Raw genomic sequence first — 21,393 nt, forward strand, 5'->3', positions numbered from 1 at the left:
TAATGACTCCACCATTAATCACTTGCTGCCAATTTCTTTTCTAACGTTTGTATTGCCCAAGATAAGGTACTAGTCAGAAGCAAATAAAGGGCCGCTACGGTAAACCAAACTTCAAATGGGGCAAAACTACCACTTACGACTTCCCTGCCCGCTTTTGTCAGATCAGTAATCGAAATCACGGAGACAAGTGAGGAATCTTTTATCAGGTTGATAAACTGCCCGGCTAAGGGAGGTAATGTCTGCTTAAACGCTTGAGGTAAAATGACATAAATCATCGCTTTGGGATAATTCATTCCTAGTGAACGCGCCGCTTCCATTTGTCCTCTTGGGATTGACTGGATTCCTGACCGCACAATTTCTGCGACATAAGCGGCGGTAAACACGGAGAGCGCTATCACTCCCGCAGTAAAACGCTCAAGGTCAAGCACAGTACCAATAAAGAAGTAAACGATAAAAATCTGTACTAAAAGAGGCGTTCCACGAATGACCTCGACATAAACAAGCGCCAGCTTTTTTAATGCCGGATTGCTGGATATGCGCATTAGTCCAACAACTAAGCCTAACGCTAGAGCAATGATAAGTGACCAGAGTGAGATTTTAATGGTCGTCACAACACCATCTAAAATTGGGCCAGAGCGCCACTCTTTTATAGTTGCTAAGGTATCTCCTTCAAAAATAAGATCACCTTCATAGACGTCCACAGACTTATATTGGCTTAGTTCAAGAACAATATCACCATGAATACTCTCCAGAGCCAGTTGGTTATTCTCGTCGAGAATGATGTTCCCATCGACAGGCGCGGTAATGGATGAAGCAGCGTTAGTGGCAATATAAGGAAGGACACGCTCCCAATTCCAGCTGTAATCGATTCGCTTACCTGACAGATAGACAAGACCGCAAATTGATAGCAAAACAAGAACAAAAACAGCGTTCCACAATAGGGATTTAAAGTTATTTTGCATGTGATTCCGAGAATGACTTTGATTAAAGTTGGTTGGGTATTTGAATAAAGAAAAGCGTTAGCTTCACAGCGCGAACCGTTTGGTTGGCGATGAACCGAGCCAGAAGCTAGCCGCTCCTCTACAATAACAAAATGATTACTTAACTTGCTTTAACCATTTATCGTCGTTAAACCACTTATCGTAAATGCGATCGTAAGTTCCATCGCCCTTAATTTGACGTAAATAGTTGTTTAAGAAGTTAAGCGTATCTGGATTTCCTTGCGGCACAGCCCAACCCAAAGGCTCGTAAGTAAACGGTTTAGCCAAGTGCATTAACTGCCCTTTGTTTTCCGCCACATAAATAGAGTTGTAAGGAAAGTCATAAACAAACGCATCTACCTTTCCGTTGGCAACCTCAAGTACCGCTTCAGACTGAGTTTCGTATAGATTTATCTTAGCTTTCGGAAGGTATCGTTTTACCGCTTGCTCACCCGTTGTCCCAAGCTTAGTTGCAACAACATATTCTGGACTATTGAGATCACGGTAACTAGACACTTTACCTTCATGTTTGAGATCTACGAGAATGGATTGGCCAATAACCACATAGGGATCAGCGAAATTCACCTGAGTATTTCGCATAGGTGTGATAGTCATCCCGCCCATAATCATGTGACACTTACCAGTCAACAGTGTTGGGATAATGCCATCCCATGAAGTGTTTACCGGAACAAACTTAACATCCATGGCACGCGCCATTTGCTTACCCAAATCGATATCAAACCCGATGTACTGCCCATTTTTTGCTGTCATTTCAAAAGGCATATACCCAGAATCAAAGCAGACTTTTAGCTCCCCTGTACTTTTGATGTCGTCTAAAATTGGGTCTGCATTAACCGTCGTCGAAACAGCTAACCCCAGTGCAGCAAAACACAATAACTTTTTCATGGATATTCCTTTATCATTTGTTGTAAAGTTTTTTTATACACGACAATAGAATAAAAAACCACAAACAATGACTTTTTAATCACTAGAATTTTTAGGATCGTTACTAAGCTGGAAGATCTGAATGAAAATCTATACCAAGCCATTGCAATTGAATTGCATGCATTAAGTGATTAAGTTGTAGGCAGGTCACTATAACGACAAGAAACATACGCTTTGACTGAATAGTCAGCGTTTCCGAGAGTGGTTTAATTATTAACGAAACCATACAGATATTCGCTTTTTCAGATTGACCGTAATGTCAAAAGTGCTTGAGTTTTATTGTTGACAATTCTTCCATAGTCAATGGTCACAAATGTGATGTACAGCACATTTCTATAATGGCACTATCACCTTTGTCGAGAGATATTAACAAGGATTCGTTGGACATCTTGACTTTGTAATACAAATAAAAAGGTGACTATATGAAAAAACTAATGACGCTCTCATCACTATTATTATTCAGTTTATCTGCTACTGCTGGTATTCATGTCGAACACTCTACAAACAAAGTTGTTCTCAATGACTTTATGACAAAAGATGCCGCTTATAGCTCTGCGTTTGATCTTGTCGATGAATACCAAACTCTATCAAAACATGAACTTAGAAATCGTCTAAACATCATTGGAAGCGGTTTCCCTCGTGATATTGCAATCGATGATAGTAAGGTGAGAGTTGAAGAATACGCACTTAACCGTGATGAAGTTAAATATCGTGCAATCATAAACTTCGATTATCACTTCAGAACAAGTGACGGCGGTAAAAACTAAAAATCATCTGCACCTTTACTTTCTTAGAGCCCTTCCTATTTTAAGAAAGTAAAGGTGTCTAATCACATTGAAACGACTGCTTTTCATAAATCGCTCTCTCCTTACGTAAACAGTATCAATCCCTACCTCTATCGTTTTACATAAAAATCATTTTTCCAATCTTCATTGAGATACATTTCGTCGTTTGGCGCTTTGTCATTCGCTTGGTTCGCCATATGGATTCCACATCACTTAAATGAAAAAGACCCTTGAAATTGAGTTCACTTTTTTATGAAGATTAACTCAACCTAAGATTGACAATTGTCGTTATATTTTTCTCGTTTATAGCAATATATAAAAAACTCTTTTTGTTTTAATTAACCATAAAGCGTGAAAATAAAAAAAGGCAACAAGACACTTCTTGTTGCCAAAGAAAAAAATCATCATCAAAAAAATATGAAAATGAAAACTAGCAGTGGACTAGCTAACAAAACAATTATATCCAAAACACTTTAACAAGTAACGATCAATATAATCCATTATATATGGATGAAAATCAGCACTTATAAAATTACACCGATAAATAAAAAAGCCTGAAAATAGTTTCAGGCTTTTTATATTTATTAATTTTTTAGAATGAATATCTCGCAGCTATTGCAAGAATATCGTCTTCATTGTCTACATCTGTAATTCTGTATTCTGCTAGTGCTTTAAAATTAGAAGTCAAATCGTACTCTGCACCTAGTGAGTAGTAATCGACGACATCTTCATCATCACGCTCTAGATTGTTATAGCCAACTAGTGCCCAAAGCTTATCTGTTACTTCATAAGTGGCAACTGCTTCAATACCGGTGTAATCAATATTACTTTCAGAACCATCTTTAGCCCAGTTTTCACCATCACTGTATAAAACAGAGGCATAAAACTTGTCGTATTCAAATGCAATAGCACCCGTTAGCAGCTCTGCATCTTCTGCACCCGATTGCCCTTCACCTTCGTTGTAACCAAGCGCAACTTTGAAGCCATATGGCAACTTGTAGTCCGCCGCCGCACCATAAGAGGCTGCATCTGTTGACACTTCATCGTTTTCAGCCTGATAGCTAACATGAATATTCAAACCTTCATAGCTTGTCGTTAGCTTAAATACTGAATCGGAGCGACCGGTACCATATAGATCCGCACTTACGCCAGCAGCTTCATTACCAAACTCCGGGAAAATATCCGTGTAGTCAGATACTAAAGTGACCGCACCGTATTGACGTCCATAACTTACTGTTCCGTAATCTGCACCAACTCCTACATAGCCTTTTCGGATATCAAATTCATCATCTTCAATCCCATCAGCATCTCTGCGATTAGACTTAAATTCCAACTCATATAAGCCGAAGGCATAAAGATCTTCATTTATTTTAGACTCACCTGCAAGTCCTACACGAATGTAGCTATTATCTCCGTCTGCATTTTTATCATCAGAGAAATAATACATCCCTTGCGCTCGGCCATGAATATTTAATACTGATTCTTGATCTTCATAAACTACGGCTGAATTTGCAGCACTTGCAGAAAAAAGTGCTGCGATTGCGATCGACGTTCTTGTCATTTTCATTTAATTACCACTACTTGTGTTGTTTGAATCGAGTGAAATTATGAACAGTGGCAATTATTTTTAAAGTGCAAATTCAACCATATTCTATGGATAAATATAAACAAGCCCTCAATCTAAAACATTATGTCCTAGTACTCATATTAGTCGAGATAATCCATCCAAACAGGAGGCGTTCCTATTATTTTTTGAACAGTATCAATGAACAGTTTGGCTAATGGTTGTTGATTTCGGTGAGTATACATTGCATATATTTCCCCTATTGCGGGAAGATTATAATCAGGAAGCAACTGTACAAGATCTTGTTTACTCAAACTCTCCTGAAGAAAGAACTGCCCTATTAAAGCATACCCTAGATCAGATTTTACGGCATCGAGCATTAACTCAGTTTCATTCACGAAGTACTGCCCGTTGATATTATACGTTCTAACGTCGCTTGATGACTGGCTTGGCGCTATACGTAGCTTATCCGCCTTAAAGTTAGCATTAGAGTATATTACTGCTGGCATTTTTATAAGCTCTTCTGGAGAGCTCGGGGTTCCATACTTGTCAATAAAACTCTTCGATGCAACCAGTGCCATATTATTGCTTGCCAACTTACGTACTATCATGTTGGACTCTCGGATTGGTCCGATACGAAACACAACATCAAAACCTTCGTGGATAACATCGACTCGATTATCATCGAGCAGCAGCTCTACAGTAATGTTTGGGTACTGTTTTATAAACTCTTTAACTGCCTGATTTAAGTATGCTCTGCCAAAGAAAGTGGAGCTTGATATTTTCAAGTTACCCTTCGGTTCATCCTGAAATGTAGCAGCAATACTACGAGTTTCGGTTAGAACCTCTCTTACTTTCTTGGCTTGCGCCACCATCTCAACACCTGCATTGGTCAGGGATAGCGAACGCGTGGAACGGTTTAACAGCCGTAAGCCCAATTCATCCTCTAGCTTTTTGATCTGTTTTGACAAAGCTGAACGATCTATATGATTTCTGTCAGCAGCCTTAGCAAAAGTTCCGTATTCAGAGACATCCAGTAGTAATTCAAGTTGGCTTGCGAGATCCACTGCACAATTCCTTATTTAGTTTTTATTCTTTATGTGATGGGAAATGGATTTTACAAAATTAATTTCAATTTTTTATGGTTCAAATTGCATCAGTGAATTGCAAATAATGCACGAATTAAAAAAGCTTTAATTTTCGTCGCTATCTTTAGCTTCTGTTTAGTTATTCCTATCTATTATGGCTTATTACATTTAACAATACTCCACGTCTTGAAAACCCTAAACTGACCTTTTTCAAACCAAAAAGCGAGCATTTTGACCAATATTTAATCGTGCATTTTTATCACTACTCTATGTTCGCTGAGGGCCTATTTACCCATAGGTACAATGAATACAATGCCGTTCCTTTTAGTATGAACAGAATCATTTAGGGCGCGACAAATGTTAAAGAAAGTTTTCGGCATTGGCCTTTTATCCGTTTTAGCTGCTTGTGCAGACGAAGAGATAACCAAACAACCTAATACTCCCTTACCTACGATAGACGTCTCCAAAGTCATCTATGAGCCCGTTCAATCGTGGTTCACCTTTACAACAAGGCTTCAAGCACCAGAGAAAGTTTCTTTAATGCCACGCGTTTCCGGAGTTATTGAAACGGTAGAGTTCAAAGACGGACAGAGTGTCAACAAAGGCGACTTACTTGTCACTCTTGATGATCGAACCTTCAAAGCTCAGGTCTCACGACTTGAAGCGCAAGTTAAGAGTGCTCGAGCTGCGCTAGAGCAAGCAGCAAACGAACAAAAGAGAGCCGCTCAACTGGTTAAGCGAAAAGCCATCTCAGCGGAACAAGCAGAGGCCCGAGATACCGCAGTAAAGCAACGCTCTGCAGAACTAATGGCTTTGCGTGCTCAGTTAGAATCCGCAAAGTTAGATCTTGAGTTTACGAAGATATATGCCCCTATTAGCGGCACTATTTCAAGAGCATTCATTACTAAAGGAAACAATGTAAACGCAAATCAAAGCGTTATATCAAACATTGTCTCTAACGATCAGGTATATGCATACTTTGATGTCGATGAGCGAACTTGGAACCGTTACTTCTCGACAATCAATGCCGACTCTAACTTACCTACTCGTCTTGAACTATCTGGACAAAATGGGCAGGAGTTTTTTGGACGCGTTGACTTTGTCGACAACTCCATCAACGAAAACACCGGTACTTTGCAGGTTCGAGCGGTATTCGATGCAACAAAATCAAACTTAAAAGTGGGATCGTTTGGCCGAGTTCAGATATCAACAACCAAACCAGTTGAACGAGTTCTCGTTCCAGAGCGTTCTATTGGCACAGATCTAGAAAACCGCTTTGTATTAACACTCAATGAAGAGAATACGTTGCAATACAGCATCGTAACCTTAGGCGAACGTTACGGAACATTTCGTGCCATCGAGAATGGCTTGAACGCCGACTCAGTTATTGCGGTAAATGGCCCAGCAAAAGTTGGCCCAAATAGCAAAATCACACCAAAAAATGTCACGCTAGATATTAGCAACACTTCATTGATTATGGCTTCAAACTCAACATCGTTGCCAAACAAACGTTTAGCTCAAGACTAAGAAGACAACCGAATGAAATTTGCACACTTTTTTATTCAAAGACCCATATTTGCCTCTATGTTATCGCTATTGATATTAATAGTAGGCGCAATTTCACTTTTACAGTTGCCTGTGAGTGAATATCCAGAGGTTGTCCCTCCTACAGTGGTAGTTACAGCAAACTATCCTGGTGCGAACCCAAAAGTAATCGCAGAAACAGTTGCTACGCCTCTGGAGCAAGAAATTAATGGTACAGAAAACATGTTATATATGTTTTCGCAGGCAACCAGTGACGGCAGAATGACATTGACCGTAACCTTTGCTTTAGGTACGGACTTGGACAAAGCTCAGGTTCAAATTCAAAACCGCGTCACTACAGCTTTGCCCCGATTACCAGAAGCAGTCCAACGGTTAGGAGTTGTTGCCGAAAAAGCCTCTCCTGATCTCACTATGGTTGTGCATATATATTCTCCAGATTCTAGCCGTGAAGTCAGTTATTTAGCTAACTACGCTAATTTAAACTTGAAAGATGAGATAGCTCGGCTCGGAGGCGTTGGTGATGTGCGCCTTTTCGGTGGTGATGAGTACTCAATGCGCTTGTGGTTAAATCCAGATGAGCTCGCTTCTAGAAATCTAACCGTAATGGACGTTGTCTCAGCCGTCCGATCTCAAAACCAACAGGTGGCAGCAGGCTCATTAGGTGCGCAACCAGCCGCTAATGAAAACCAATTCCAAGTTTTGTTGAACGTAAAGGGCCGTTTGGAGAATATTGATGAATTCAACGACATTGTAGTAAAAGTTGACGAAACAGGGGCTTTGACACGTCTTAAAGACGTTGCACGCGTAGAGCTAGGTCAAAACTCTTATGCACTGCGCGCCTTGTTAAATGGTAAACCAGCGGTGGCGATGCCCGTATTCCAGCGCCCTGGTGCTAATGCTATTGAGCTATCTAATCAGGTTCGTTCAACCATGGACCGTTTACAAACAGCCTTTCCAGCTGGAGTTTCATATGAAATAGCCTACGACCCGACCGTCTTTGTTCGTGGTTCGATAGACGCGGTGGTTCATACTCTGCTAGAGGCAATTGTACTTGTTGTTGTCGTAGTCATTTTGTTTTTGCAAACATGGCGCGCGTCTATCATCCCTATCATTGCGGTGCCTGTTTCATTAATCGGTACGTTCGCCGTAATGCAAATGCTTGGAGTATCGATTAACACGCTTTCGTTGTTTGGGCTTGTTCTCGCCATAGGCATCGTCGTCGATGACGCCATTGTCGTCGTCGAAAACGTGGAACGGAACATCCATAATGGTCTTGCACCACTAGAAGCAACGAAACAAGCAATGACCGAAGTTACCGGGCCAATTATTGCAATTGCTTTAGTATTATGTGCGGTGTTCATCCCGACGACCTTTATTACAGGGTTATCCGGTCAGTTTTATAAGCAGTTCGCACTAACAATTACGATCTCGACGATTATTTCAGCAATTAACTCGTTGACGTTATCGCCTGCTTTATCAGCACTGCTATTACAAGATAAGAACGCAAAACCCGATCGGCTAACCAAGCTATTGGATGCGGTTTTTGGTAAGTATGTTTTTGCGCCATTCAATAGAATTTTTGAGTATAGCTCGAACCAATATCAAGCTCTGGTCAAGAAGCTGATTCGTTTTAGCCTTGTTGTTGTGGTGGTATACATTGCGTTACTCGGGGGAACGGTTTCTCTATTCAAAGCGGTTCCTGGTGGATTCATTCCTCAACAAGATAAGCAGTATTTAGTTGCGATCGCCCAACTTCCAGATGCAGCAAGTTTAGATAGAACAGAGTCCGTTATTAAAGAAATGGAAAACCTCGCGCTGGCAACACCTGGCGTAGCACAAACGATTTCTTTCCCAGGCTTATCGGTTAATGGTTTTACTAACAGTCCGAATAGTGGCATCGTTTTTGTTACGCTTGAGGACTTCGATAAACGAAATGATCCAGCTCTCGGAGCAAATGCGATTGTTGCATCTTTGAATAAGAGCTTTTCAATCATTGATGAAGCCTTCGTTGCGATTTTTCCACCACCACCAATCCAAGGACTTGGCTCAACTGGCGGCTTTAAGCTTCAAATCGAAGACCGTGCGAACAAGGGGTTTGATGAGCTCTTCAAGCAATTGAACTTGGTAATAAGTGAGGCATCAACAAGACCCGAGCTGATGGGATTATATTCCACATTTCGTATACAAGTGCCGCAGATGGACATCCAAATAGACCGTGAACAAGCGATGCTGCAAGGTGTTCCTCTAGAGCAGGTTTTTGATGCGCTTCAAGTTTATTTAGGATCATTATACGTCAATGACTTCAATATGTTTGGTAGAACATACAAAGTGAATGCCCAGGCAGACATGAACTATCGTCTCGAACCTGACCAAATACTTAACTACAAAGTAAGAAATGCTGCCGGACAAATGGTTCCTCTCGGCGCTGTACTGGAGATCATACCCACGATTGGGCCTGACCGCGTGATGCACTATAACGGCTACCCTAGTGCAGAACTAAACGGCAGTCCTGCTTTTGGTTACAGTTCAGATCAAGCCCAAACGGCTATTGAGGAAGTACTGGATCAAAACCTAGCAGAGGGAATGGTTTATGAATGGACTGATGTAACCTACCAGCAGATTTTGGCTGGTAACACGATGGTGTATATATTCCCACTTGTTGTTTTGTTAGTTTTCATGGTGCTAGCTTCGCAGTACGAGAGTTTAAAACTGCCATTCGCTATCATTTTGATCGTTCCTATGACCATTTTTTCTGCACTAGCAGGTGTTTGGTTCATTGGTGGTGACAACAATATATTCACACAAATTGCTTTGATTGTCCTTGTGGCTCTAGCGTGTAAAAATGCCATCTTGATGGTGGAGTTCGCTAAAGAACTTAAAGACAATGGCCAAGATACCTTATCAGCGATTTTGGAAGCATGTCGTTTACGTCTTCGACCGATTCTAATGACATCAATTGCATTTACCGCTGGTGTTATTCCATTAATGATTGGTACAGGGGCCGGAGCGGAAATGCGACAAGCAATGGGTATTGCCGTATTCTCGGGTATGGTAGGCGTAACGGTATTTGGATTACTACTCACACCTGTTTTCTACATGTTAGTGAGTCGAAACAAAAAACGTCAAACACTATAACCATAATATAAATACTCATTTAAATTCATAATAAAGGGAGCTATTGCTCCCTTTTCTTTTGGTTATTAAGTATATTAATAATTTCTAGACAGAGCAGTAGTTATACATGAAACTAATACGCTAATATCTAACTTGGATAAACATTGTGGATTTAGCAAATAAACTACACCTGCTTTTAGAAGTCTCTAAAGCTGGATCTTTTGCAAAAGCAGCAGATGGGATGAATATCGACCGCTCTGTTTTATCTAAACATATCAAGCAGTTAGAAGAGCACTTAGGCGTTAGGCTATTAAACAGAACAACTCGCTCTCTTTCATTAACACAAGTCGGCAAGCAAATAGTTGAAAAAGCAGACCAAATATCTCAACTCCTTGATGATACTCAACAAATAGCGGAGAACTTTCAGACTGAGCCTTCAGGGAAAGTACGAATTTCAAGCTCAACATTATTTGGAAAACTCTATCTACAACCTTCGATAGAGAAGTTTTTACATAAGTACCCAAAAGCAAGTGTTGAACTAATGCTAGATGATCTTCATGTAGACGTGATTAGAAGTAATTTTGATATTGCTTTTCGAATCGGACCTATGAGGGATTCATCAATGGTAGCAAGAAAATTAGCAAAAAATACGACTGCAATCATTGCTTCTCGAAATTTAATTGAAAAACATGGTAACCCAGAAACGCCTGATGAGTTAGTTAAGCTACCTTTTATTATTTATTCAAATGGTAATTTTATTGTCGATAAACTTAAATTCTACGACAAAGAAAAATCAGATGGTTTAGATACATACCCAATATCAGGATCATACATGGTCAATGAAGCTGAGCTAATAATTGAAAGCGTAAAGTCAGGTCTGGGCGCAGCACTCATAGGTCAATTTATGCTTCCTAACAACCTAGAGTCTTCTAATTTAGTTCAACTTTTACCAGAATATGAAACTCAAGATTTTGGTGATATTTATGCCATGTACTCACACCGTCAGCAATCACCATTGGTTAGGGCATTCATTGATATCGTTCAAGAAGAAATTGGCATACCACCAGTATGGGAAAAGCATTTCAATAAAAGCTAAGTGATTCTATTTAACCAAAATTAGCAGAAAATAAAAAATAAAATAAAATCAATAAATTAAACCAGGAATGTTTAATATTCATCGAAGTTTAATGTTAGGTGAATTAAGTTCCATTCTAAATGGCGCTTAATTCACTAAATATAAAAAATTCTTGATTTATAATACTAACAAATCCATCACCTATACGAGTTACGATGTATATTAAAGAAAAACACACCTCGGTCACTAGTTTGTTAGTATATAAAATATCTTATCTTATTTTTTTGGTTATTTATACGTTAGCAACGATTTATTTTAGCGTACAAATGGACAAAAGCACATCGGAGAACTCTCTTATAGAAATGACTCAAATAGCATTTGTGCTTTTTTCATCGTTAATGTGTTTGTATAAATCTAAGGAATATCTTGAACTCAAACACATATTAGTAATAATTTCTTCATTTTTTATGGTTATATTCGTTAGAGAAATGGACTACCACATAGAGCAGTATTTCCCTCACGGTTCATGGAAGTATCCTGCTTGGATTATAATAGTCTCAGTCTGTTATTTTTGTTTTAATAATATAGTTAACATAAAAAATGAGGTAAAACTTTTCATTTCTCATTCTAGCTTCACGACATTAACAATTGGATTTTTCATTGTTTTCTTATTCTCACGCTTTGCAGGGTATGGTGATTTTTGGGTCGAGTTCATGGGGAACTCATACAATAGAGATGTGAAAAACTTGGTTGAAGAAAGCTTAGAGTTACTAGGTTACGCGATACTTTTAAACGGTGTTTTACTTATTAAAGTAGAAAATCACTAAGTATAAATAAGAGTTCAGAGCTTGTAGTTCAAGCTTTGAACTTTTTGGTTAAAAAAAAGCAGCAAATTATATTTGCTGCAAATGATGAAAAAAACAATATGCGTAAGTTAACTTCCTAGCAATGGATGCGTTAACGAGTTAATAATAACGAACCGTAACAATTAAGTCTCGTTGAAAATAATCCATAAAGAATGGCATTTATTACACTGTTAATTATGTAACCTTATCTAATCTAGTTATCACACGCCGTCGTTTTGATATCTTATCTCTTTCCGTCAATAAATAGCTCTTCACATCAGATCCCATTTATCATCCCACAACAGTCGGATTCACAACAAAGCAAAAAAAATCAATAAATTAGAAGTGGTCACTTAAAAAATAAAAAGGAGTAAAAACGAAACTATGTCAGATAGAACATATTAAAGATCACCGACTCTGAGTAGAAAACCGTTCATACTCGTTACGCATACAATCAATAAAGACTTCCATCGCCGGCGTCACACACTTCCCAGCATGATAAGCGCAGAGTGGCTTGATCATCTGTGAAAATTCGGTGAACTCAAGCTCTTGTAAACTGCCCTCTTGCAACTCTTTTTCAACCGTAAAACGAGGTAAGTAAGAGATACCAATATTACTCTCAACGCAATTTTTGATCGTATTAATACTGCTAAGTTCGATCATGTTGTCGATGCTAATATCACGCTCTTGAATAATGCTCTCAAACATCTGTCGAAAAAGGCACTTAGGGCCATTGCTTATAAACCCTAAATCAATATGTTGCTCTCTCTTCTTTAAATCTAGCCCTTTTAAAAGCGGTGAAGCAACCAATACCAGTGGCTCCTGCTCAAACTCGTGGACCTTGAGCGTATCGTCATTACCGACTCGATAAAACACACCTAAATCAGCTTTATCCGCTATCAACTCATCTCGAATCTGATAGCAATTTTGTGATTGCAGAGAGAGTCGGACATTGGGCGCTCTGATCCTGAACTCTTTTAAAACATTAGCCATCTTATAAGCAAGTTGAGTCTCAGCAATCAGCACTTTCAATTCACCGGTCGGCTCCGAGTTTTCTTGCTGTGCTGTTCCCTCAATATTTTCCATCACTCGCGCCAGTTCATAGACGTAAGGCAGTATCTTTTCTCCTGCTTGAGTCAAAACCATCTTACGCCCTATTTTTTCGAACAGCTGCAGAGACAGATCTTGTTCCAACTGCTTGATTTGAAAGGTGACGGTTGATTGCGTGCAATAAAGCTTCTGTGACGCTTTTAGAAACGATCCTTCTTCAACAATAGCTTTAAAAGTAAGAAAGCGTTTTAGATTCATGACTAGACTCCACAACCAACAGTTCAATAAATTAAAAGTCTAAGTTTTAATTTATTCAATTTTTTAATCAATTGTAGCGAAGTATAGTGCAGTAAAAACAGGAGAGATAGAGATGACCGCCATCTACACCGCATTTTTTACTTACGTAATCATTACTTCAATTACACCAGGGCCAAACAACATTTTATCGCTCAGCATCGCGACGCAATATGGACTAAAACGCTCAACAAAAGTGATTTCGGGGATGTTTTGTGGCTATGTTGTTTTGATGCTACTTTGTGGCGCTTTCACGTATAACATGATCAGCCTCTTGCCCGTGATTACACCTTGGCTAACATGGATTGGAGCAGCTTATATTGTTTGGTTGGCTTGGGGGCTTGCTACGAGTGAGATCAAAACTTCATCGGATAATTCTAAAGGTATCAGTTTCTTAACAGGTTTCGGTTTGCAGTTCGTTAATGTGAAAATCATTCTTTATGGAATTACCTCTATTTCTACGTTCGTACTGCCCCACACTCAGAATATCTACTGGATCTTAGCGACTAGCCTCATTCTTGCTTTGATCGCACTTCTTAGCAACGTAGTTTGGGCCGTTGCAGGAAAGCTACTTCAATCGCAATTCCAGAGATATGGCAAAGTCATCAATATGAGCTTAGCAGCAGCTCTGATCTATTGTGCGACACAGTTATTTACTTAAGTATATAGTTGATCATCAAGAACAATATTGCTCTTCAACTTAGACGACTACGTTTATGTGAAGAGCAAATTCTGCTCTACAAATCGCTGCGGTTTCTCGTGCCCTTACTCGCTCCTCCCACTCCTTCATACGGCAGTTTTTGAAGAAGTAGATTCAACGTCACTTAATCAACCTAAAGATGCGAAATCTTTTTTAGTTATACAGACACGGCCTTGGCGACCTCGGCAATAACTAAGCATTACTTAGTATACACAAATCAGAAAAACTAAGATAATCTTAGTCATCCAAGTCCTTCGTATGAACTTTAAGTGTTGTTTAATAACCCACTCCCAGCCCGCCTTAAGCATGCGCGTAAACAAGCGAATCTGTCCCAAAAAGCACTGGGCATCCGTATCGGCATGGATGATAGTTCTGCAAGTGCAAGGATGAACCAATACGAAAGGGAGCGCCATACTCCCGACGTAAAAACGCTCAAACTTATCGCAGATGAGCTAAACGTACCTCTAAACTATTTTTTTTGTGAAGATGAAATCACCGCTGAACTTGCTGTGAATCTCCACAAGCTGTCAAATGATGACAAGCAAAGAGTGCTTGAGAGCACAGCCCAGTTGATTGCGGACGCAATCGCTACGAACAAGTCGAGTACGTAATTGGGATTAAACGCCTAAGAATACGTATCAATACCAAAGAATCAAAGAGCATAACTAAGGGTTCAACATGGCTACAACAAAAGCACTTGTGGTTTTTTCCGGTGGGCAGGACTCTACGACCTGCTTAATCGATGCATTAAATACATATGATGAAGTTCATGCTATAACGTTTGATTATGGCCAGCGTCATTCAGATGAAATAGATATCGCTATCGAATTAGGTAAGCAACTTAACATCAAAAGCCACAAAGTCCTGGATGTAAAATCAATTAATGAGTTAGCGATAAGCTCGCTGACAAGAGACAACATTCCGGTATCTAATGACTTAAGCGACGCTAACGTACCCAATACATTCGTTCCAGGGAGAAACATTCTCTTTCTTACTTACGCATGTATCCATGCTTACCAGCTCGGCATTCAAGACATCATTACGGGAGTCTGCGAAACAGACTTTAGTGGTTACCCTGACTGCCGAGACAACTTTATTCGCTCTCTAAATCTCTCTTGCAATTTAGGTATGGATAAAGCCTTCAACATTAAGACTCCGTTAATGTGGCTTACTAAAGCAGAGACCTGGGCTCTAGCTGATAAGCACAATATGTTGGAGTTTGTCCAAAACAATACGTTAACATGTTACAACGGAATCGTTGGTAAAGGCTGTGGTGAATGCCCAGCGTGCCTACTGCGACAAAGCGGCTTAGAAGAATACTTAGCGAGCAAATAGTCTTTGTTAGCGGTAATAGCGCTGGGATAAAACCTTTTGCGTTAGCTTCTAAACGTTTTATCTCAGCGTGAAACTCCAGCCAACAGAGCTTTTAATTGATGCCGCCAGATTGGTGGCATCAATTAAATGCGAAACGATTGTCGAACCAAAGATAGCACTACACCACAACAGCCAACACTGCTTAGCTTTTACAACGCTATAAATTGCTTAGATATATCGACAATGTTTCGATAGCAAAGCTACCAACGGCATTACTCGCGAAACCGGGATTAGATAGAAAAGCTACCTCGAATGATGACGAGTCTCTCGTCTAAGCAATACTCAAATATTTATGAGTTTGAACAGACAAACGCCAATTGCGGGCAATGCACGTATCAATACACAATTGCGTAGCACGAGGCTTCTGGCTAATTGGTTGTAGTGCAATGATAGTCTCAGCCGCTACGTTCGCATTTGCTAAAAGGTCATCAAGGTGGTCGATGTCTTTCTGGGTGCCGACTGGATGCTTAATCTCATTTGCCCGCTCTAACGCGCTATTAAGCACTGGTAATTTACCTTTCATTGCTACTTTTGGTGACACTGTCACCCACGTATTTTTTGAAGTAATCACTTCTGATGTGCCACTGGTTTCAATTTGGCATTGGCACCCCATATCTTCAAACGCCTTTGTTAAAGGGCGCAGATCATAAATACAAGGCTCTCCACCAGTAATCACGATATGCTTAGCATTAAAGCCTTGCTGTTGATATTGCTCTACGATGTTCTCGGCAGATGCAACACACCACGTCGGAGAGTCTTCCGTTTTCACCAGAATATCGCCTATTTGACGTTGATCATTCTCATCTGCATACCACGTTTGTTTGGTATCGCACCATGAGCAACCAACCGGACACTCTTGAAGCCGAACAAAAACAGCAGGGACTCCAGTGAAAACCCCTTCCCCTTGGATGGTTTCAAACATCTCATTTAGCTTATACAACGCAGAACTCACTCAACTCATAACATTTCGAGGCGAAGACCATAATGGACACGCGTGTCTAGGTCAATTTAAACCAAAAATTAATTGTTAAAATAGACCATTTTGTAGTTTCATAGCGTAATGAATATAGGTTTCTGGTTAACGTTAAACCAAGCCTTATTCACTGACAGCTCCCAAAAAACTTTAAGGTAAGAAATGATGTATAAACTGATCGCACTAGATATGGATGGCACGCTACTCAATAGTGATAAAGCCATTTCTGAAGAAAACAAACAAGCGATCGCAAAAGCTCGAGAAGCAGGCGTTACTGTCGTTCTCGCTTCTGGTCGCCCATTAGAAGGAATGCAAGACAAGCTCGACGAACTGAATATCCATTCCGATCGAGATTTTGTTCTTTACTACAACGGTTCGATGGTCAAGAACGTAGGCACAAACGACATCATCCACCAGCAAATCATAGATGGTAAAGCTGCAAAATTGGTGGCGCGAAAAGCCGAAGAGCTAGGTGCGTACGTCCATGCTTTTAGTCAAGTTCATGGTTTAATCACCAACGAACACAACCCTTACACCGATATTGAAGCAAAGATAAATGGCTTAAATGTCACCGAGATGAACTTCGAATCACTAGAAGACGATCATCCAATCATCAAAGCTATGATGGTTGCAGAGCCAAGCAAACTAACAGAAGTTATAGCAGCACTGCCAGCTGAAATGCGCGAAGCGTTTACGGTTGTTCAAAGCGCTCCGTTTTTCCTTGAGTTTCTTAACCCTGCGAGCAACAAAGGTATTGGTGTTGCCGCAATTGCCGAGTATCTGGGAATTAAACCTGAAGAAGTTATCTGTATGGGTGACGCAGAAAATGACCACCACATGCTGAAATACGCTGGCCTTGGTATCGCGATGGCAAATGCAATGGAAGAAACCAAGCAAATCGCTGACTACATTACGGCAAGTAATGATGAGCACGGTGTCGCTAAAGCTATAGAAAAGTTCGTGCTCAATGCATAGCCCTTTCCGCCATGTCTGTTGCGTTAAGCTTCTTACGTTTAACACCCCTAGCCGTCCAAGATAGGCAAGCGGCGTTGTTCGTAGACTAAACGTGTAAAAGCCTTGCTGTAATGCAAGGCTTTGTTTTTACTCAAATACTAATAGATAACAAATACAGCCATCAATCTAGCAACGTTTTGCTCGGTTGGTTTTCACAAGTCAGCTTCCTTGCAAGCAGCATAAATAACAACATTAATAATGGATAATGTAACGTCGACAAGACTAATGACCACAAACCGCTAAACGATACGATATTAGCCGAGTACAAATAGAGTTGATCAACAAGCAACAATGCCAGCGTTACAAAGATCATCTGCCGAGTATCTAAATGTGCTTTCGACTCTTTAAATGTCATGACCAACGCTGATGCAGTGATTAAAATTGCTAGCCAGCGACCAAACACAGGTAATGGCCAGATGACAGAGATGACCGATGTTGCCGCAGTCATAATGAACCAGACGCCTTTTGAGCTTAGAACTTTATCAACGTTCACATCTTGATTTGTCTCCAGTCGAAGAACATGCCAAGCCACCAAGCTGCCTAACAGCGCGCCAAATAACATATCTAAAATAAAGGCACTGCCGAGGAAAAACTTACCTAACACCACAGTAAGAGTGATGAACACGAAGACTGCCGTTGTTCCATTCAAACCAAAATACTGGGTTCTATGAAACAAGAACGTCAGCACACAAAACCACACAGCGATAGGCAAGCTAGGAAAACTAAAGCCAAAGCTGTGCGTTAACTCCATCATTGGTATATAGACATGTGGGCGCGGTAACGAAAAGCCTTGTTGAGCGACAAGCACCATAAGCGACGTTGCACTAATTGCAAAAAAGAGTCGGTACACAAACCGGCTACCAAAGCGCATCATGGCAAAAGGAAATAGAAAGAGTAGTACCGTCGGTTCTGTCAGGTCTATAACCAGTTTCGAGATCTGACTAGCTACCTCGTAACTCGCTTCTGACAACGCCCCTACCCAACTCTGTAAATCTATCAGCCACGCCAATTCAACCTGACGAAATGAAGGCGCGGATTCGGTCAACTGAGTCACATAAGATACTGATTGCTTGGTAGCTTGATCAAAAAACTGAGTGGCTTGTGGCCATTGCTCAGGATAACGATATAAAGATGATGGTAATTCAGATGGGCTAAGCAACATCGCTGACGCAACTTCTACTCCATAATGAGGGGCAAACCAAATAGGCAGTTCATTTCCACCTAAAGAATTATTCATAGAAAAAGCGATAATGTCAGAGTCTGATATACAGTCGTAAAAAACCGCAGTGTCCGTTCTGCCAAGCTCCTCTCCAACCGTAACCACTATACCGGTTTCTTCCCACGTTTCTCGTTGAGCAGCAACTTGTGGAGACTCACCATCAATGATGGTTCCGCCAGGTAGAGAAATCTTATCCGTTAATACTTCATGAACTAGCACTAACTTGTCATCAGCGCGAACAATACAGAGCGCTCCTTTAACTTCGCTCGCAGTGGCTTTAGCCGTAGAGATCGGTGAAACAGGTAACAAAATAAAACAAAGGATGAGTAATAACAGCTGTCTCAACACAAAATATGACCTTAAATAAACATAATGATAACCAATGAATCATGGCAGTTAATCTTATCTTTTTCGACAAAAATTAAGTAACGAGTTATGCCAAACTGAGTTGATCGCGTAAAACCCGATCTCAACGCTCACTGGAGAATAATTTAATGCAAACCTGACAAAGATCAGACAAAACATAAAATGTTGATCGCAATTCTGCCAGTTATATAAAGATAACGTCAGGACAAAGTCATACACATTTTGTGGGTTCTCATAGTTGACACAATAAAAAAGGGCTTATTATTCGCAAACAATAAACCCCAGTTATAATAACTATGTACTGATCGTTGAAACCAAGAATGAATCTTATCTCATGGTCAACGAATCAAATTCACTGGCCCGATAGTTAGTTAGACTTGCAATTCGCATCGCCTACTTTTTGCCAAACACCCCAAGGCCCTGAGTCTGCTGGATTATCACCTTGAGTCCACCACTGCGCTTGCCAAACTTTACCATTCCAAGTAACCGTATCTCCTTTGAGATACACTAAGCTGGCTTGCCATACAGTTTTACAGCTATCTGTGGGAGGCGTTGTCACCGTTTTCGCTTGAGCGGATACTAACGCTTGGTATTGTGTGCTGGTCTTATCAACGTTGAAGTTCAAAGCCACTCTTGCTTCTCCGCTCTGAGTAGCACCAAATTCAACATCAACACGACAACTTGCATTCATTGCTAACGTCGCCTGAGAGCACTGATCATTGGCGATAACAGCTGCATCAGTAACACCCGAAGCAAACGCGCGAACATTTTCCACAGTGAACGTGGTGTTCCCTGAATTCTGGATAACAAAGCTATGTTGCTGTAACTCCCCAACATTAAATGATGCCAGTGTCTGTTCAGTGGTGTATCCAACAGAAACATTCTCTTTTGGTGGTGTTGCTGTTCCGATAACACCATCGACAAAATTGCGCATAGCAGCGATATCGCTATAAACCCCATACATACCAGGACGAGCACAACCTATTCCCCAACTGACCACACCAAGTTGAGTAATTACACCACTGCGATTAATGACGATTGGACCTCCACTATCTCCCTGACAAGAATCTATCCCACCTTGAGGAATACCCGCACAGAATGACACTTCTCCAACCGTTGTGTAGTTGCCACCGGCTTGACGGCAAGTCATATCCGACACAAGTGGGACGTCAACCTCTTGCAATCGAGACGGAGAGCTTCCTCCTTCAGAAGTTCGCCCTAAGCCAGCAACACTAAGCCAATCTCCGATGCTCGCGTATTGCGTTAGACTACCATTCGCAATCTCAACTGAAGAAACACCTTGAGGCACAGAGTCGAGCTTCAATACCGCGAGGTCATGAGAAAGCGTCGCGCGGCGATATGCCGGGTGCATATGGATCTCACTGACGTTTGCACGAACACCATCACTACCGTTATAAACAACGCCACCGATTTTAACCGCAATCTGACTCGGAGAATCACCCTCAACACAATGTGCAGCAGTCAGGACGTAACCATTCCCGATATAACTGGCCCCACAATACGATCGGTTACCATAACGACTAACAATTTGGGTGTAGAATTTCCAGTCACGTGGGTCGGCAGTTACTCCGCCTACGATCTGGGGTTGGATAGTGTGATTTTGCGTCTGTGACAAATCATCAGCACTTGCGAACATTGGCAAAACGGCTAAAGCAAGTAACGATTTTGTTAGTTTCAAAATATTGTCCTCTTGTTTTTGTAAGCACGATCCTCGTGCTACTAATAAACAAGCAGACAAAAACGCCGATACCAATATGGGTGCATATCAATTTATTAACATTGCGAGCAACTTATAGAGAAAAGTCTATTGACGAACTGAATGATTTCAATTCGAATGAACCTAAATCACAATATTAAAGTTAAATACGATTATTCGTTCAGCGGTTTTCTTAAATAGTGGATATGATGTGCAAATCCTTGTTTTTCATACAAAGATATTGCGCCCTGGTTAAAATGCCATACTTCAACAAACATCTGTTTTGCACCGTAATCAGAGAACGTTGACTCAATTTTATTAATCAATGCCTGCGCCGTACCTTGTTTTCGATATTCAGGCAGCACATAGAGCTCATCCACACTTCCCATCATAACTGGCTGGCTGACGGTAGAAATAAGTTCACAGAAGTGACCAGAGATAAAGCCAATAATTTCATCTCCTTGTTTTGCTACGTAAACAAGGCACTCAGGGTCGTCAATATATCGAGCAATGCTTTTTTCTTGTTCTATCTCCTCTGCCGTTTTGAAAAGCTCAGGAGATTGAAGATGATGCTCATCATGAAGCTCGAACATAAGATCGTTGAGCAACTCTAGGTCGCTAAAACACGCAGGTTTAATCGCAAACGTGGTCATACAAAGGGTCACTAAAAATGGAATGGCTGTAGTTTGTGAGGAAAACGTCGTATTGGCAAGTCACAAATGCTTTCACGATACGTTTGTACTGT

18 protein-coding genes are annotated in these 21,393 nt (G+C 40.6%); 9 read left to right on the top strand and 9 right to left on the bottom strand.

Annotation, left to right across the window (positions count from 1 at the left end; genetic code table 11):
- Nucleotides 1–14: 14 nt before the first annotated feature.
- Together R7Z47_RS17555 and R7Z47_RS17560 are read right to left on the bottom strand one after the other, a co-directional pair.
- Nucleotides 15–962, bottom strand: a complete 948-nt coding sequence (locus R7Z47_RS17555) for an amino acid ABC transporter permease (RefSeq protein WP_005377325.1) — start codon at nt 960–962, stop codon at nt 15–17.
- A 135-nt stretch (nt 963–1,097) separates the two neighbouring features.
- A complete protein-coding gene (locus R7Z47_RS17560) occupies nt 1,098–1,886 on the bottom strand; it encodes a transporter substrate-binding domain-containing protein (protein WP_005377324.1) in 789 nt (262 codons plus the stop codon).
- A gap of 461 nt (nt 1,887–2,347) precedes the next feature.
- On the opposite strand from R7Z47_RS17560, the gene R7Z47_RS17565 reads away from it, so the two are divergent.
- Nucleotides 2,348–2,692 (top strand): DUF3316 domain-containing protein, encoded by a 345-nt coding sequence (locus tag R7Z47_RS17565; RefSeq protein ID WP_031781266.1) that lies wholly within the window; start codon nt 2,348–2,350, stop codon nt 2,690–2,692.
- Between the two features lie 610 nt (nt 2,693–3,302).
- Here the strand turns inward: R7Z47_RS17565 and R7Z47_RS17570 are convergent.
- Together R7Z47_RS17570 and R7Z47_RS17575 are read right to left on the bottom strand one after the other, a co-directional pair.
- Complete coding sequence (locus tag R7Z47_RS17570) at nt 3,303–4,277, bottom strand: porin (protein ID WP_033906143.1); 975 nt, start codon at nt 4,275–4,277, stop codon at nt 3,303–3,305.
- Nucleotides 4,278–4,417: 140 nt separating this feature from the next.
- Nucleotides 4,418–5,341, bottom strand: coding sequence for a LysR family transcriptional regulator (locus tag R7Z47_RS17575; RefSeq protein WP_017821684.1), 924 nt, complete (start codon nt 5,339–5,341; stop codon nt 4,418–4,420).
- A 378-nt stretch (nt 5,342–5,719) separates the two neighbouring features.
- On the opposite strand from R7Z47_RS17575, the gene R7Z47_RS17580 reads away from it, so the two are divergent.
- The 4 genes from R7Z47_RS17580 (at nt 5,720) to R7Z47_RS17595 (ending at nt 11,923) form a co-directional block, all read left to right on the top strand.
- Nucleotides 5,720–6,889 carry an efflux RND transporter periplasmic adaptor subunit gene (locus R7Z47_RS17580; protein ID WP_054579512.1) on the top strand — a complete coding sequence of 390 codons (1,170 nt, stop codon included), beginning with the start codon at nt 5,720–5,722 and terminating at the stop codon, nt 6,887–6,889.
- Between the two features lie 12 nt (nt 6,890–6,901).
- Nucleotides 6,902–10,042, top strand: a complete 3,141-nt coding sequence (locus R7Z47_RS17585; RefSeq protein ID WP_054579511.1) for an efflux RND transporter permease subunit — start codon at nt 6,902–6,904, stop codon at nt 10,040–10,042.
- Nucleotides 10,043–10,187: 145 nt separating this feature from the next.
- The gene (locus R7Z47_RS17590) at nt 10,188–11,117 is read left to right on the top strand and encodes a LysR family transcriptional regulator (protein ID WP_054579510.1); all 930 of its coding nucleotides are present in this window, start codon (nt 10,188–10,190) and stop codon (nt 11,115–11,117) included.
- Nucleotides 11,118–11,311: 194 nt separating this feature from the next.
- Complete coding sequence (locus R7Z47_RS17595; protein WP_262606988.1) at nt 11,312–11,923, top strand: hypothetical protein; 612 nt, start codon at nt 11,312–11,314, stop codon at nt 11,921–11,923.
- Between the two features lie 426 nt (nt 11,924–12,349).
- Here the strand turns inward: R7Z47_RS17595 and R7Z47_RS17600 are convergent, their stop codons facing one another.
- Nucleotides 12,350–13,249, bottom strand: coding sequence for a LysR family transcriptional regulator (locus R7Z47_RS17600; RefSeq protein WP_005388203.1), 900 nt, complete (start codon nt 13,247–13,249; stop codon nt 12,350–12,352).
- A gap of 112 nt (nt 13,250–13,361) precedes the next feature.
- On the opposite strand from R7Z47_RS17600, the gene eamB reads away from it, so the two are divergent.
- The 3 genes from eamB (at nt 13,362) to queC (ending at nt 15,320) form a co-directional block, all read left to right on the top strand.
- Nucleotides 13,362–13,946, top strand: a complete 585-nt coding sequence (gene eamB / locus R7Z47_RS17605; protein WP_005388201.1) for a cysteine/O-acetylserine transporter — start codon at nt 13,362–13,364, stop codon at nt 13,944–13,946.
- 308 nt (nt 13,947–14,254) lie between these two features.
- Nucleotides 14,255–14,596 (top strand): helix-turn-helix domain-containing protein, encoded by a 342-nt coding sequence (locus R7Z47_RS17610; protein ID WP_025768136.1) that lies wholly within the window; start codon nt 14,255–14,257, stop codon nt 14,594–14,596.
- A 67-nt stretch (nt 14,597–14,663) separates the two neighbouring features.
- On the top strand, nt 14,664–15,320 hold the full coding sequence (gene queC, locus R7Z47_RS17615; RefSeq protein WP_005377298.1) for a 7-cyano-7-deazaguanine synthase QueC: 657 nt from the start codon (nt 14,664–14,666) through the stop codon (nt 15,318–15,320).
- A gap of 310 nt (nt 15,321–15,630) precedes the next feature.
- Here queC and queE read toward each other — a convergent pair whose 3' ends face one another.
- Complete coding sequence (queE, locus tag R7Z47_RS17620) at nt 15,631–16,281, bottom strand: 7-carboxy-7-deazaguanine synthase QueE (protein WP_262606989.1); 651 nt, start codon at nt 16,279–16,281, stop codon at nt 15,631–15,633.
- Nucleotides 16,282–16,497: 216 nt separating this feature from the next.
- Here queE and R7Z47_RS17625 point away from each other — a divergent pair, with 216 nt between their 5' ends.
- Nucleotides 16,498–17,307: a Cof-type HAD-IIB family hydrolase gene (locus tag R7Z47_RS17625; RefSeq protein WP_017821691.1), complete on the top strand. Its 810-nt coding sequence runs from the start codon at nt 16,498–16,500 to the stop codon at nt 17,305–17,307.
- Nucleotides 17,308–17,467: 160 nt separating this feature from the next.
- Here the strand turns inward: R7Z47_RS17625 and R7Z47_RS17630 are convergent, their stop codons facing one another.
- The 3 genes from R7Z47_RS17630 to R7Z47_RS17640 form a co-directional block, all read right to left on the bottom strand.
- Nucleotides 17,468–18,913: a bifunctional NUDIX hydrolase/phosphatase PAP2 family protein gene (locus R7Z47_RS17630; RefSeq protein ID WP_170890263.1), complete on the bottom strand. Its 1,446-nt coding sequence runs from the start codon at nt 18,911–18,913 to the stop codon at nt 17,468–17,470.
- Nucleotides 18,914–19,298: 385 nt separating this feature from the next.
- Nucleotides 19,299–20,630: a trypsin-like serine protease gene (locus tag R7Z47_RS17635; RefSeq protein WP_054728521.1), complete on the bottom strand. Its 1,332-nt coding sequence runs from the start codon at nt 20,628–20,630 to the stop codon at nt 19,299–19,301.
- 191 nt (nt 20,631–20,821) lie between these two features.
- Complete coding sequence (locus R7Z47_RS17640; RefSeq protein ID WP_005377290.1) at nt 20,822–21,301, bottom strand: GNAT family N-acetyltransferase; 480 nt, start codon at nt 21,299–21,301, stop codon at nt 20,822–20,824.
- Nucleotides 21,302–21,393: the final 92 nt, after the last annotated feature.

Origin of the sequence: Vibrio sp. 1641 (assembly GCF_033339995.1) — a bacterium.
Classification (GTDB): domain Bacteria; phylum Pseudomonadota; class Gammaproteobacteria; order Enterobacterales; family Vibrionaceae; genus Vibrio; species Vibrio alginolyticus.

Coding starts and splice junctions, on each gene's coding strand:
- R7Z47_RS17555 (WP_005377325.1), bottom strand. CDS start 962: ATGCAAAATAACTTTAAATCCCTATTGTGGAACGCTGTTTTTGTTCTT.
- R7Z47_RS17560 (WP_005377324.1), bottom strand. CDS start 1,886: ATGAAAAAGTTATTGTGTTTTGCTGCACTGGGGTTAGCTGTTTCGACG.
- R7Z47_RS17565 (WP_031781266.1), top strand. CDS start 2,348: ATGAAAAAACTAATGACGCTCTCATCACTATTATTATTCAGTTTATCT.
- R7Z47_RS17570 (WP_033906143.1), bottom strand. CDS start 4,277: ATGAAAATGACAAGAACGTCGATCGCAATCGCAGCACTTTTTTCTGCA.
- R7Z47_RS17580 (WP_054579512.1), top strand. CDS start 5,720: ATGTTAAAGAAAGTTTTCGGCATTGGCCTTTTATCCGTTTTAGCTGCT.
- R7Z47_RS17585 (WP_054579511.1), top strand. CDS start 6,902: ATGAAATTTGCACACTTTTTTATTCAAAGACCCATATTTGCCTCTATG.
- R7Z47_RS17595 (WP_262606988.1), top strand. CDS start 11,312: ATGTATATTAAAGAAAAACACACCTCGGTCACTAGTTTGTTAGTATAT.
- R7Z47_RS17600 (WP_005388203.1), bottom strand. CDS start 13,249: ATGAATCTAAAACGCTTTCTTACTTTTAAAGCTATTGTTGAAGAAGGA.
- eamB (WP_005388201.1), top strand. CDS start 13,362: ATGACCGCCATCTACACCGCATTTTTTACTTACGTAATCATTACTTCA.
- queC (WP_005377298.1), top strand. CDS start 14,664: ATGGCTACAACAAAAGCACTTGTGGTTTTTTCCGGTGGGCAGGACTCT.
- queE (WP_262606989.1), bottom strand. CDS start 16,281: ATGTTTGAAACCATCCAAGGGGAAGGGGTTTTCACTGGAGTCCCTGCT.
- R7Z47_RS17625 (WP_017821691.1), top strand. CDS start 16,498: ATGTATAAACTGATCGCACTAGATATGGATGGCACGCTACTCAATAGT.
- R7Z47_RS17640 (WP_005377290.1), bottom strand. CDS start 21,301: ATGACCACGTTTGCGATTAAACCTGCGTGTTTTAGCGACCTAGAGTTG.